Genomic DNA, 12,852 nt, shown 5'->3' on the forward strand with positions numbered 1-12,852 from the left:
GCAATGGTACAAGGCTTGCTAGGGACGGGATGACACTGCCGGGGAAGCACAATGATCGACAGCCCGTCTGCACGGCGCCCGTTGGCGCAGCTACGCACCGCGATGGACCAGTCGCCGGCGACGGTTGCCGCAATGGCGATCCTTGCGGTGCTTGCTGCCGTGCTCGCGGCGCATCTCGTTCTGGCGCTTACGGGGCAGCAATCCGCGCTGTGGCCGCTGCGAGACCTGCTGCGCGGTGAGGTGACGGACACGAAGGATTCCTGGAGCGTGATGCTGATGGCGCATGAATGGTTGCGCCTGAACCCCGGTAATGACGGGGAGCTCTATCAGGAGATCTTCTTCACTGGCGGACACAAATTCCAGTATGCGCCGACGAGCCTCCTGCCGGTTGACCTGCTGGCCGCGTTTGGCCTCGAGCCGTCCATTCAGCTCATGAATCAAGTGAACCGGGGGGTGTTCCTGGCCTCGCTCGCAGGTCTCTCGGCACTGGTGTGGCTGGCCGTCCCGCGGCTTTCAGGCGGGGGCAGCGGAGCAGATATCACGCGCGCGCGGCTGGTGCTGACGCTGGCGGCGCCGGTGGCCGGTGTCGTCTTCTTTCCGCTGATCTTTGCCTATGATGTTGGCCAGCTTCAGGCCTGGATCAACGGCCTGTTCATCGCCGCCGCGATAGCCTGGCTGCTGGACCGGCCCGTAGCGGCAGGTGTCCTGATCGGACTTGTTTGCCTGCTGAAGCCGCAGTTCGGGCTGTTCCTCTTCTGGGGGCTCCTGCGCCGGGAATGGCGCTTTGCTGCCGCGCTGGCGATCACCGGTACAGTCGGCCTGGCGCTGTCTGTTGCGCTGTACGGGTTCAACAGCCATCTGGCTTACCTGGAGGTTCTCTCCTTCCTGTCGCGCCATGGCGAATCCTACATCGCCAACCAGTCGGCCAATGGCATGCTGCACCGCCTGTTTGGCAATGGCGAAGTGGCCGAGTTTGAGTCGCTGGGCTTCCCGCCTTTCCATGCAGGGGTCTATGCAGGCACTCTGATCGTCACGCTCGGGCTGCTCGCGCTGCTCGGTTTCCTGCGGCGGCGAGAGGGCTGCGGGCGGCTCATGGATTTCCTGCTCGCGGCCCTCGTCTTCACGGCGGCCTCGCCGATTGCCTGGGAACATCATTACGGCGTGCTGATGCCGATGTTTGCGCTGCTGGCGGCGGGCTGGGTCGGGGCTGCACCGGGCCGGGCCTATTGGCGCGCGGGCGCGGTTGCGGGCGCAATCTTCTTCACGGCGTGCCTGCCGCTATGGGCAGCGCTGGCGCACCACCCCGCCCTGTTCCTGCTCCAGTCAAACCTCTACATCGCGGCCCTCGCATTGGCCGCGCTGATCTGGCGGCTCGCACAGGGACAGTGGCGCATCGTCAGACCCAAATTCGTGCGGGCGGCCTGATTCTGTGCGCGCGGCGGCTGGCATACTGTTTGCGAGCCTTGAGTTTCGGACGAAAGAACCGCTGCGGTTCGTACCGGTGGGGCACACATGCATTCTCTGACCGTCAATGGGATCCACATTCTGGGAGCCCTCATCGGCTTCCTGCTCATTTATCGGCTGTCGGTTCCGGGGCGCTTCTCGCAGCTGCTCTGGCCGGTGACTGCGCTGTGGGGCGCGGTGATGGCGCTGTTCATCTTCTTCAACACCCATCCGCTGCTGTTTGCAGACTTCCGCGATTGCTACTGGCTTGCCGGCCATCTCATCTGGCAAGGCCCGCAGGCGCTGATGGGCGCCTATGATGCGGAAAACCCGATCTTCGTGAATATTCCGATCGTCGCTTACCTGTTCGCCCCCTTCGGCCTGATGCCGGACCTGACTGCGGCGCTGGTTTTCACCGGCATCGGCGTCATCGCCGTGCTCTACACTTGGCGGAAACTGACCGAACTCTATTCACTCGATCGCCGGGAAAGCGCCTTGCTTTTCCTGGCGCTCTGCATCTTCGGGCCGATGCTTTACTCCTTCCGGGAAGCGAACACGTCCCACATGATCCTCGCGGCCCTTGTTGCCGGCATCGCCCTGACGCGGGAGCGCAAGGACCTGACGGCGGGGATCGTGTTCGGCGTCTGCGCCGTGATCAAACCGGCGCTGCTTCTGATCGGCGTGTTTTATTTCCTGCGCGGGCGATGGAATGTCGTGATTGGCGGGGCCGCTGTGGTGGTCACCTCGGCGCTGTTGTCACTCCTGATCTTTGGCTGGGACATGCACGTCTTCTGGTACGAATCCTCAATCGCACCGTTCACACAGCATCCGGTGCCGGCCTATTCGAACCAGACGCTTCAGGCGATGCTCGCCCGTTTCGAGATCGGCGGACCGGCTGGCCACAACTACAGCATCCATGAGCTCTCAGCGCTCAGCAACATGATCGACAAGCTGCTTACCGTCCTGCTGGTCGGCGGCGCACTCTTTGCCGTTTGGCGCTCGGGCCGGATGCTGCGCGCAACCGACCGCGACATCGAGATCGAGCTGATGATGATCGTGACGCTGGGCCTGATGGTCTCGGCGCTGTCCTGGGCGCACTATTATGTATGGCTGTTCCCGGGCGCGGTGTTCCTCTGGGCGCAGAGCCGTCCGGGGCAGGCGCTGGAGCGTTTGCGCTGGCCGATGCTGGCAGGCTTCGCACTTGCCTCCGGCATTGCGTTCATCAGCCACTCGATGACGCTGGGACGCTTCGGCCCATTCGCCAATATTGTGGCGTCGCACTGGCTGTGGGGCGCGATGATCATCCTCGGTCTGCCGGCCATCGCCCGCGCGCAGAAATCTGCACCGGCAACGGCCGCCTGAGGCGCGTTCAGCCGGGCAGGATGCCTGGCAGCGCAGCCATCCGGTCGGGCATGTCCAGCCAGCTGGCAGCTTCAAGGTTGCGGCGCAGCCGGTCGTCGCGCGTCGTGGAGAACAGCACGATGCCGCCCGGGTTTTGTTGCATTGCGCGCGCGAGGAAGGCTTGCGCCACGACGCCCGGATCGCCGGCATCAAGGCCGAGCGCCGCAGACCAGCGGGCTTTCAATACCTCGTCCTGTTGCAGGCGAGCCGCCATTTCGCGGAACCCTTCGCCGAGGCAGGAATGGGTGATGATGAGCGCCGGGCTCGGTGCGCCTTCCGGCGGAAACCCTGAGCGGATCGCGCCGTCAAACTGCGCCACCTCGCCATAGGCAACACCAGAGTGCGCAATGCCCAGCATCGCTTCCGGGGTTGGTGCGACGCCCCAGGCCTTCGCCTTGCCGTCACGTACCATCTGGCCAAGGAAATGCTGCACCTCATCGCGCTGAACATCTTCAAGCGTGCATTCGTGCAGCAGCAGCAGGTCGACATGATCGGTCTTCAGCGCCTTCAGGCTCGCCTCGAAGCTCGCCTGCATCCGGGGCCGGTCGAACACGCCGAAGACGGGATGGCGGTCTTCGGGTTCGGCCACTACCGCGCGCAGCGGCGGTGCCTTGCGCATGATATGCGCAGCCTTGGCGCTGATCCGCGCGCCGAGGGTCCATTGCGGCGGCAGGATGCCGACCTTGGTGGCCAGGAACACTTCGCTACGCTTGCCGGCGAAGGCCTCCGCCAGCATCGTTTCGCACGCGCCTTCGCCATAAAGCCGTGCGGTATCGTAGTAGGTGACTCCGGCATCGAAGGCTTCGCGCAGCAGGCGAACGCACACTGCCCTGTCGCCTGCATGATGAAGAAAGCCCGTGCCGAAGCCGAGGGGCCCGCCTGCCGCAAACATCCGGACAGCCGATAGACCTGCTCCAGCAGCCGGATGTGTCTCGGCGCCGTCTGTCATCGCGTCTTCCTGTATTTTAGTCCCACCAACGTAGGGGAGTATCGTGCCTTGCGGCATCCCCTATGCATAGCCCATACAGTTTTAGACGCTGCCGGGGGACTCTTTTTTCGGATGATGGGCCGTTTTGACGCGATTGTGGTTGGCGCGGGTGCAACCGGCGGCCTTGCGGCTGCGCTGTTGTGCGAGAAGGGTCTGTCGGTCCTCCTGCTGGACGCAGGCACACGCTATCCCTTCTGGCAGAAGCCTCTCAGCAAGACGCTGGCAGCGGCCATCGGAACGATCTCCGATCCGCGCCTCGCCAAGGTGCTGCCGCCCCGCCTGATCCATGCTGGCACGAAAGTGCTGCGCCAGGCCGGGCGTGTGCGCCAGCCTGTGCAAACCGAATGTTATGCCTGGGTGCAGAAGCCCGACAGCCTGCTGGATGACCGGGACCACCCTTATGAAACCCCGGCGGACAAGCCCTTCACCTGGATTCGCGCGCTCGGGGTCGGCGGGCGCCTCGCCGTGCCGGGTCATGGGCGGCAATATTACCGTTTCGGGGAAGCCGACCTTGCGCCGAAGCCGGGCGCCGACAGCTCCTGGCCGTTCGGCATTGAAGAGTTGGAGCCCTGGTACAGCCTTGTCGAGCAACGCCTTGCGCTGACTGGCGCGCAGGAGGGTATTGCGCACATCCCGGATAGTGTGGTGGCCCGCCCTGCGAAGCCGGATGCGGCTGAGAGCGCATTGATGGAGATGATCCGCGCGGCCTGGCCGGAGGCCGCCGCGATGCTGAGCCGCTATGCGCCGCCCACGGATTTTACCGGCGCCGCGAAGGCCACCGGCCGGCTGACGCTGCGCTCCGGCGCGCTCGTGCGGCGGATCTTGGCCGGGCCGGATGGCCGGGCGGCCGGGGCCGAATGGGTCAACACCCTCAGTGGGCAGACGGAACAGGCGGGGGCGCCGCTGGTGTTCCTCTGCGCGTCATCGCTGGAATCGACGCGCATCTTGCTGAATTCCTCCACGCCTGGCGGCGCGCTCGGCGACCAGTTGCCGGCGCTGGGCGGGTATCTCACGGATCATATCATGCTGAAGGCAGAAGGGGTCATGCCCTCGCTGCCAACCGGCGGCAGCGGAGAACCCGGACGGTGTGTCTACCTACCTCGCTTTGATCTGCGCGAGGGCGGCGCCCGCCCGCGCGGATTTGGTATCCAGCTTTATGCTTCCGGAAATCCCTCCGGCAGCTGGGTCACCGCTGTCGGATTCGGCGAATGTGTTCCGAGGGCGGAGAACCGCGTTTCGCTGGCGCCCGGAAAGACCGATCGCTGGGGCATTCCGCAGCTGCGTATCGAGATGGACTGGAGCGCAAAGGACCTAAGCCTCGCAAAAGATATGGACGGCGCGCTGGCGGGTCTTCTGGATGTGCTGAAAGCAAAGATCCTGGTCCAGCCAGACGGGCCGGCGACCCCCGGAACGTCCGTCCACGAATGTGGCGGGGCGCGGCTCGGCACGGATGCCGGCGCGTCAGTTCTCAATCCGCATAATGAATGCTGGGCGATGCCGGGGCTTTATGTGACGGACGGCGCGTCGTTCCCCTCGCAGGGCATCCAGAATCCGACGTTGACAATGATGGCGCTGACAGCGCGGGCTTGCGATCATGCCGTAGGCGGATGATAGCTGGCCCCGCCTTTCGGCAGGGCCGCTGAGCGCTTAGCAGGAAATGCCGCCATCCACCAGGATCGTCTGTCCCGTGATCATTCGGGCAGCATCCGAAAGGAGGTAACGGACAAGGTTTGTGATGTCGGAATCTTCCGCGAGCATACCGAGCGGCGTGCGGTTGACGATCTGATTGAGCTGCACAGGTGTCAGCACCGCCGACATTTCCGTCAGCACATAGCCGGGCGCAACCGAGTTCACGGTGATCTTCCGGCGGCCAAGCTCGCGCGCGAGGGCGCGGCTGAGGCCGTCCATGCCGGCCTTCGAGGCCGAATAGGCGCTCATGCCGTTATAGCCGCGGCTGCCGATGATCGAGGAGATGTTGATGATCCGTCCACCCTTGCCGCCGCGCAGCATGTGTTCGGAAGCCGCCCGGGCGGCCTGGATGGCACCGAACAGGTTCACCTTGAGGATTTTTTCGGTTTCGCGGTTCGGGAAGGAGGCAAGGATGCCTGTCTGCGCGACGCCGGCATTGTTGACGAGGCCCCAAAGGCCGTCTTCACCTGCCCATTCGACCGCGGCGTTTACGAACTCATCAACCTGGCTGCCTTCGCCGACCTCGCAGCGCTTCCAGAAAAAGCGGCTGCCAAATTCAGGATGGGATTCCAGTGCCTCGATATTCGCCGAGCGCGAACGCGAACAGGTCGAGACGCGGTAGCCATCAGCCAGCAGGCCTTCGATCATGGCGGCGCCGAGACCCCGGCTGCCACCAGTGACGATGATGTGCCGCTCGCTGGCGGGTGTAGGGGAGGGGGGCATACGGATTATCCCTTCTTGCCGGATTCCCGCACGGCGATCGCGTCGACGACCTTTACCACACGGGGGACCTGATATTGAGCGAGGTGTTCACGGGCCGCCGCCAGCACGGCGCTGCGAGTTGCGGCCGGATCAACGGCCGGATCGAGGACGAGGTCTGCCGCGACGAGTTGACCGCTGATCGGATTCGTAACGCCGTAAACGCGCGCTTCCAGAACGCCGGGCTGGCTGAGCAGGAACTGTTCGATCATCAGCGGGTAGACCTTGGAGCCGGCCACATTGATCGTGCTGTCATCGCGGCCGAGGATATAGGCCCGGTTGCCACGGATCTCGACGCGGTCAGCGGTCGAGAGCCAGCCATCATCGAGCAGGGGCTGGGCGGTGTTCGACACATAGCCCTTCATGGCATTGGGCGTGCGGATCTGCAAAAGGCCGTCGCGCACACGCAGGCTTACGCCGCGGTTGTCCGTATCCAGCCATTCGGCGGGAAAGCCTTCGAGCCCATCGTGGACGGAGAAAACAACGCCGGCTTCTGTTGAGGCGTAGATGTGGGTGACGCGCGCGTCCGGGAAGGCCTTGCGGATCCGGTCCAGTGTCGCCTGATCGGCTGCTTCGCCGCCAAGGGTCACCTGGCGCAGGGCAAGGTCACCCGGGCGCACAACCATCAGGAAGGCGCGCCAGAAGGTGGGTGTTGCGGAGATCTGGTTGACGCCGTTTGCCTTGGCGGCCTCAAGGAAGCCTGCGGGCGTGCGTGCCTCCGGCGCGACGATCAATCCCCGCCCGGCCACCGCCGTGAGTTGTACCTGGATGCCCGCAAAGCCAGTCGGCTGATAGGTCAGCAGCCATTTGGCGCCTTTGCTGCCCGGGCCCATCGCGGCGCGCGCGCGGCTCATCAGGGCGTCGAGGCTGTGGGCGGCAATCTTCGGCGCACCGGTGGTGCCCGACGTCATCATGAAGACGCGGCCCCGGCCTTCTTCCGTTGGCGGAAGGCCAGTGACCCGGTCTTCGGCCGATATGATCATCTGTACCCCGAAAGAGGCGATGACGGTATCGATGTGGGCTGCCGGCAGGTTTGTATGGGCGATGATGAGGTCAGCGCCAGTGCGGCTGGCCGCATCAACAGCGCGCAGGATGTGGAGCGGGTCGTCGGAATGAACCATGATCCGCGAGATACCGGCGGCGGCAATCCCGGCAGCAAGCGTCTCTGACGCCTGTGCGAGATCGCCGCGCGTCAGTATCCTGTCGGCGGAGGCAATGACGGGATCAGTGTCGTCCCGGCTCAGTCCGAAGGCACCCGGCATTTTCATTTTGCGTAGAGCTTCGCGAGTTCGCCGACAGTGCGGAATTCAATGAATCCTTCCGCAAACGGATCGAAGCCGACAACATCTTCCAGCTCGCGCACCAGCATCGCAAGGTCGAGCGAGTCGATATTGATTGCGCCGCCGAGCAGCTCCGTGTTCTTGTCAATGGTCGCAACCTTGGCGCCTTTGTCTTCCAGCATACGCTGGACGATGGCGGTGATCTGCTCGAAAGCCTGGTCTTCGGTCATGGGGTGTCTCCTTCTGTCGGGGTGAGCGCTGTGTCCGCAAGGCAGAATGCCTCCCGGCCAAACTGGGTGATGAGGTCTTCCGCGACCATTGCCGAGCGGATCGGCCGGCCATGCATGTTGAGATGGTAGACCGTGTCGAAATGCTGGCTCTTGTCGAACTTGAATTCGCGGGCCGGGCGGGGGATCAGGAATTCCGGCACGGTATCCATCTGAGCGTTGAGGCGCTCGATCTCCGCTTCATGGCGCGCGAAAAATGTGTCGAGCAGCGGGGTCCAGGAAATCATCACATTGATGCCGCGCGCGTTCTGCTCACGGATGAACTCCTGCATCAGCGGGATAATCTCCTGATCCATCGGCAGGTTCGACAGGTCGACGGCGTCGACGGGATCATGCGGCCAGTCAATGCCGATATGGCCGACGAGATCCCCGTTGCGGGAGAAGTTTGCAGCGCCTTCGATGTCGACGATGTTGACCGGTGCCCATGGCTCATCCGGTTCGGCGCCGAGCATCTGGGTGAAGTTGTCGTAGGCCTGACCCATCAGGCGGATGATCTTCTGCTGCGCCACGAACGGAAACCGGCTGATGGCAGACAGGCGCTGCTCGGTCGTCAGGAAGCGGATGACCCGCGGATTGGCTTTCGACACCATAAGGAGGTCCGTATTCGTTCCGTCAACGGACTTGTAGAAGCTGTCATATTCCCAGGCGATCACGACCGTGTCGCCGGGGTTCAGGTGCGGCCTGACCTCATTCATCATGAAGCGGACACCGAAATAGCCGTTCATGCCCATATTGACGACCGGGCATCCGGTGGCAGCCTCAATCACGGTGCTGTCCGTGCCGTAGGAAACGTTCGAGCCGCCGACGAGCACGATCTTGCGCGGCACGTCCTGCGCCAGCAGGTCATGTTTCAGGATCGACGCTTTCGCATAGTCGCCATCATCGGGCACCAGCACGGCGATGGCCACGGTGGTCGCAAAGACAGCGGCCAATAGCGCGGTCACGGGCAGTGCAACGCCGAGGATGCCCATGCCCTTGCGTTTCGCTTCGCCGGCGCCGGCCTGCTCAGAGGAGAGTTCAGCGGTATCCATATCAGAACCTGAAGTAGATGAAGTCGATTTGCGAACCGTAGAACGCGCCGAGCATGACGACGGCGAGCGTGCCGGTATAGTAGAGGCTCCAGCGCATCCAGGCCGGGCGGCTCTCGATCGTGCGGCGCATGTCGATGCGGCCCTGGAGGATCTCGGCGCCCATCACGATGGCAATGCCGATCAGCACAAGGAAGAATTCGTTGCGCAGCTCGCCGATCACCGACAGCACGCTGTCCTTGGCGCTGCCCCAGCCGGTGCCGAGGGTGGCGACCATGTGAAGGGCATCGTCCATGCTGTTCGCCCGGAAAAAGATGTAGGCAAAGCAGACGAGCGAGAAGGTCACGGTGATCTTCAGGCCGCGATAGATGTTCGGCCGCTCGGTCAGCTTGATGTTGCGGGCGAACGTGTTCCAGCGCTTCTGCAGCAGCAGCGACACCACGATATAGCTGCCGTGCAGAGCGCCCCAGACCACGAAGGTCCATGCCGCGCCGTGCCAGAGCCCGCTCACCACGAAGGTGATGAACATGGCATACAGCATCAGGTCGAACAGCTTGATCTTGAAGGTCTTCTGGCGGGTCAGCGGCGTGTAGATGTAATCGGTCAGCCACGAGGTGAGCGAGATGTGCCAGCGCTTCCAGAAATCCTGGATCGAAGTGGCAAAGTAGGGCCGGTTGAAGTTCTGCGTCAGCCGGTAGCCGAAGACGAGCGCAATGCCGAGCGCCATGTCGGTATAGCCGGAGAAGTCGCAGTAAAGCTGGAAGGCATAGAGCCAGGTCGCAAACGCGATCTGCACGCCGTTGGCGGCTTCCGGATTGTCATAGATCGAGTTGACGAACGGGGCGATCCGGTCGGCCACGAAGACCTTCTTGAACGCGCCCCAGAGGATGAGCTGCAGGCCCAGCATGACGTCCACGCGGTTGAAGGCGGGGCTTGCATGGATCTGCGGCAGCAGGTTCTTCGCGCGCTCGATCGGACCGGCCACCAGCTTGGGGAAGAAGGTGACGTAGAGCGTGAACGCGCCGAGATTGCGCTCGGCCTTCTGCTGGCCCCGGAAGACATCGACGAGGTAGGAGATGAGCTGGAATGTGTAGAAGGAAATCCCGATGGGCAGCAGCCATTGAAGCTCCGGCACGGGATAGGGAACAGAGGCGAGCCCGAGAACCGAGCGCAGCGTCTCGTTCAAGAACGGGGTGTATTTGAAGACGACGAGGTTCAGCGTTAGCAGAACGACGCCGAGCGCCATGATCGGCTGTTTTGCTTTCTTGTCAGGCGCCGCCTCGATCCGCTGTCCGAGCCAGAATGAAACGCCGGTCGCCGCCAGGATCTGCACGAGGTAGATCGGTTCGGCAAAGCCATAGAACAAAAGGCTGGCGGCGAGCAGCCAGATCCAGCGGGCGCGGGCGGGAAGGGCGAAATGCACTACCACCACGGCCAGGAAGAAGATCACGAACTGCGCTGATACGAACGCCACGGAGGCCCCACCCGAATTAGTAACCTGTAGAAGGTGCGACGCGCACCGTGTCCCGATTTGCAAGTCCAATGCCGGATATTGCGGCACTGCACAACAATTTCGCCGGGGCTGTCTGTTGCATCATCGGAAGGTGAACAACTTGTGCCCGAAGAAGTTGATCACTGCCCCGATGCCGATGCCGGCGAGGTGAGATATGCCGGGGGCAAACTCGCGGTAAGCCTCCGGCCACCAGGGCCCGTTCAGCAGGATCACCGCGCTGATCACCGTGATGATGCCGGCAATGATATTGACGCCGATAAAGTCCCGAATCTGCAGCCAGAGCGGCCGCGTCGAGCCCCGGAAGACGAGGCTGCGATACAGGACAAATCCTGCCGCCATACCGATCAGCGTGGCGACGGTCACAGCTGCCGCATAGGGCATCACCATCGACAGCGGGAACCGGACCAGCCAGTTCAGCAGCGAGGCTGAGCCTCCGGCCAGCAGGAACCGGAAACGCTCATCGGCGAGCAGGGCTTTCAAAGCGGCACCCCGAACCATGCCAGAAGGAAGCAGACGCCGGTGAGCGCGGAGTAGACCATGCAGACACGGTCTTTCACCGCAAAGATCACAGGGTCATCGTCGAGTTCGCCGCGCTGGCAGAACACCCAGATGCGCGAGGCAATCAGGAACACGAGCGGCGGCAGCCCCCAGAGCCAGACCCCGTTCTGGATGAAGCTCTGCTGGTAGGCGTCCTCGATGATGTAGAGCACCATGATGACAACCGCCCCGATCGAGCAGGCAACACCCGATGCCAGCACAAGCGGCAAGTCAGAGGCGCGGTAGCCCCGGCCATTGACCCAGAAGCCGCCCTTCTCGATCACGCGGGCGATCTCGGTGTGGCGCTTCGCGAAGGCCAGCGAGGTGAAGATGAACATCGCGAACACGAACAGCCAGGGCGACGGCTCGGCTGCAACCGCGACCATGCCGACAAGCAGCCGCAGGGTGAACAGGACGCCGAGCGTCAGCGCATCATGGATGACCTTGCGCTTCAGCCAGAGCGAATAGGTGAGGGTGACGGCCACATAGACGAGCACCCATTGCAGCACCTGCCAGCCAGCCGCGAAGGCAAGGCCAAGGCCGATCAGGAAGCAGACCAGCGCGCCCATAATGCCGGCGGGCACGGATAGAGTACCGCTTGCGAAGGGCCGTTTGCGCTTGGTCCAGTGCTGGCGGTCGTCCTGCAGGTCCCAGAGATCGTTGAAGACATAGGTGGCCGAAGCCGTCAGCGAGAGCGCAAAGAAGGCGAGCACCAGCGGCAGGTAGGTCGAAGGATCAATGATCTTACCGGAGAGCACGGCCGGCACAACGACCAGCACGTTCTTGGCCCATTGGTGCGGGCGCAGGCATTTGATGAACGCTTTCAGGCCGCTCGGCTTCGAAAAGACGTGTTCGACATTGGTAACCTTCCGCGCTTTCGCGACCGTGGACTTGGACGCCCCGGCGAGCACGCCACGGCGCGCGACCTTCCAGACAGCGAGGTCGGCCCGGCTGTCGCCGGCATAATCGAAGCCTTCGGGGAAGCGTTTGGAGAGGGCAGCGGCCTTGTGCCGGCCCTTGAGGTTCACGCCGTCCCCGGTCGCCAGGAATTCCGTGATGAACGGGAAGCGCTTCAGGAACAGCTTCGCAGTATCGGTGTGCGCGGCGGTGGCCAGGACGATCTTGCGGCCATTGCCGGCTTCCTGCTCTGCGAAAGAGATCAGTTCCTCATTCACGGGCAGGTGATCAGGGTCCAGCGTCACGGCGTCTGCCAGCCTTGCCTTGAGCTTGACGCGGCCCCCGAGGACCCAACCGGCGAGCCGTAGAAGGTTCAGGGGGTTCCTGCGCACAAAGACCATCGCCTGTTCATGCAGGGAATCGGTCCGGATCAGCGTGCCATCGAGGTCGAGGACCAGCGGAACTTGCGCCAGCGTATCGGATCCGGACTTTTCAATCGGGGGGGAAGGGGATGCGAAGGTCATGGGTAGGCCCGTCTGTCAGTCATCGCCGCGTCCGCCCGGAAGGGGCGGGTGGCGCAGTTTGGAGGCCAGCTGCCGGCAGGCATTGCTGGGTTCGATTGTTCGAAGTGTCCCACCTGCGCGCTCGCAGCACGCCCGGCGGTGATGAGCCTCACTTGCCGATAAATCAAGCCCGGCAGCAAAGCTGTGGCGCTTGGCGCCGTGCGTGTGGGCAGTCTTCGGGCGGGATACGGGAGAGGCCGCCGCCTTTCGGTCAGGTTGTCTCGCCTTTGCATGTCCACCGCCTGCTGTGCGCCCGTTCGCACTCGCACAAAGCAAGCTGTGTGCCACCGGGGGGCGAGCGCCTGAGGCGGTTTTGCCCGCTGGGCAAAGCCCGCCGCCTCGCCTATACCGGCCATAACTGCGGGTATGGCGGAATTGGTAGACGCGCGAGATTTAGGTTCTCGTGTCGCAAGGCGTGGGGGTTCGAGTCCCTCTACCCGCACCAGGGCCCTTCGGAGCCTGCTCCC

At 63.5% G+C, this 12,852-nt stretch carries 11 protein-coding genes and 1 tRNA gene; 4 read left to right on the top strand and 8 right to left on the bottom strand.

All coding sequences use genetic code 11. The features are described from left to right. Positions 1 to 51 precede the first annotated feature (51 nt). Entirely contained in the window at positions 52 to 1,425 is a 1,374-nt protein-coding gene (locus ACK4SV_RS03825; RefSeq protein ID WP_409916476.1) for a glycosyltransferase family 87 protein, read from the top strand. A gap of 87 nt (positions 1,426 to 1,512) precedes the next feature. Then, on the top strand, positions 1,513 to 2,805 hold the full coding sequence (locus ACK4SV_RS03830; RefSeq protein WP_409916477.1) for a glycosyltransferase family 87 protein: 1,293 nt from the start codon (positions 1,513 to 1,515) through the stop codon (positions 2,803 to 2,805). A 7-nt stretch (positions 2,806 to 2,812) separates the two neighbouring features. Here the strand turns inward: ACK4SV_RS03830 and ACK4SV_RS03835 are convergent, their stop codons facing one another. After that, entirely contained in the window at positions 2,813 to 3,793 is a 981-nt protein-coding gene (locus ACK4SV_RS03835; RefSeq protein ID WP_409916478.1) for an aldo/keto reductase, read from the bottom strand. A gap of 111 nt (positions 3,794 to 3,904) precedes the next feature. Between ACK4SV_RS03835 and ACK4SV_RS03840 the strand changes: the two genes are divergently transcribed. Then, entirely contained in the window at positions 3,905 to 5,443 is a 1,539-nt protein-coding gene (locus ACK4SV_RS03840) for a GMC oxidoreductase (RefSeq protein ID WP_409916479.1), read from the top strand. 36 nt (positions 5,444 to 5,479) lie between these two features. Here the strand turns inward: ACK4SV_RS03840 and ACK4SV_RS03845 are convergent, their stop codons facing one another. The 7 genes from ACK4SV_RS03845 to ACK4SV_RS03875 form a co-directional block, all read right to left on the bottom strand. Further along, positions 5,480 to 6,244: an SDR family NAD(P)-dependent oxidoreductase gene (locus ACK4SV_RS03845; protein WP_409916480.1), complete on the bottom strand. Its 765-nt coding sequence runs from the start codon at positions 6,242 to 6,244 to the stop codon at positions 5,480 to 5,482. A 5-nt stretch (positions 6,245 to 6,249) separates the two neighbouring features. Then, a complete protein-coding gene (locus ACK4SV_RS03850; RefSeq protein ID WP_409916481.1) occupies positions 6,250 to 7,548 on the bottom strand; it encodes a class I adenylate-forming enzyme family protein in 1,299 nt (432 codons plus the stop codon). Further along, complete coding sequence (locus tag ACK4SV_RS03855; protein WP_409916482.1) at positions 7,545 to 7,790, bottom strand: acyl carrier protein; 246 nt, start codon at positions 7,788 to 7,790, stop codon at positions 7,545 to 7,547. The genes ACK4SV_RS03850 and ACK4SV_RS03855 overlap by 4 nt, the downstream gene beginning before the upstream one ends. Further along, positions 7,787 to 8,878 (bottom strand): hypothetical protein, encoded by a 1,092-nt coding sequence (locus tag ACK4SV_RS03860; RefSeq protein WP_409916483.1) that lies wholly within the window; start codon positions 8,876 to 8,878, stop codon positions 7,787 to 7,789. The genes ACK4SV_RS03855 and ACK4SV_RS03860 overlap by 4 nt, the downstream gene beginning before the upstream one ends. 1 nt (position 8,879) lies before the next feature. Then, positions 8,880 to 10,349 (bottom strand): MBOAT family O-acyltransferase, encoded by a 1,470-nt coding sequence (locus ACK4SV_RS03865; RefSeq protein WP_409916484.1) that lies wholly within the window; start codon positions 10,347 to 10,349, stop codon positions 8,880 to 8,882. Between the two features lie 120 nt (positions 10,350 to 10,469). After that, positions 10,470 to 10,868 (bottom strand): GtrA family protein, encoded by a 399-nt coding sequence (locus ACK4SV_RS03870; RefSeq protein ID WP_409916485.1) that lies wholly within the window; start codon positions 10,866 to 10,868, stop codon positions 10,470 to 10,472. Then, entirely contained in the window at positions 10,865 to 12,346 is a 1,482-nt protein-coding gene (locus tag ACK4SV_RS03875) for a UbiA family prenyltransferase (RefSeq protein ID WP_409916486.1), read from the bottom strand. Before ACK4SV_RS03875 ends, ACK4SV_RS03870 begins: the two co-directional genes overlap by 4 nt. A gap of 399 nt (positions 12,347 to 12,745) precedes the next feature. Here ACK4SV_RS03875 and ACK4SV_RS03880 point away from each other — a divergent pair. Continuing rightward, a tRNA-Leu gene (locus ACK4SV_RS03880) sits at positions 12,746 to 12,830 on the top strand. Positions 12,831 to 12,852: the final 22 nt, after the last annotated feature.

This window comes from Hyphomonas sp. (genome assembly GCF_046313735.1).
Classification (GTDB): domain Bacteria; phylum Pseudomonadota; class Alphaproteobacteria; order Caulobacterales; family Hyphomonadaceae; genus Hyphomonas.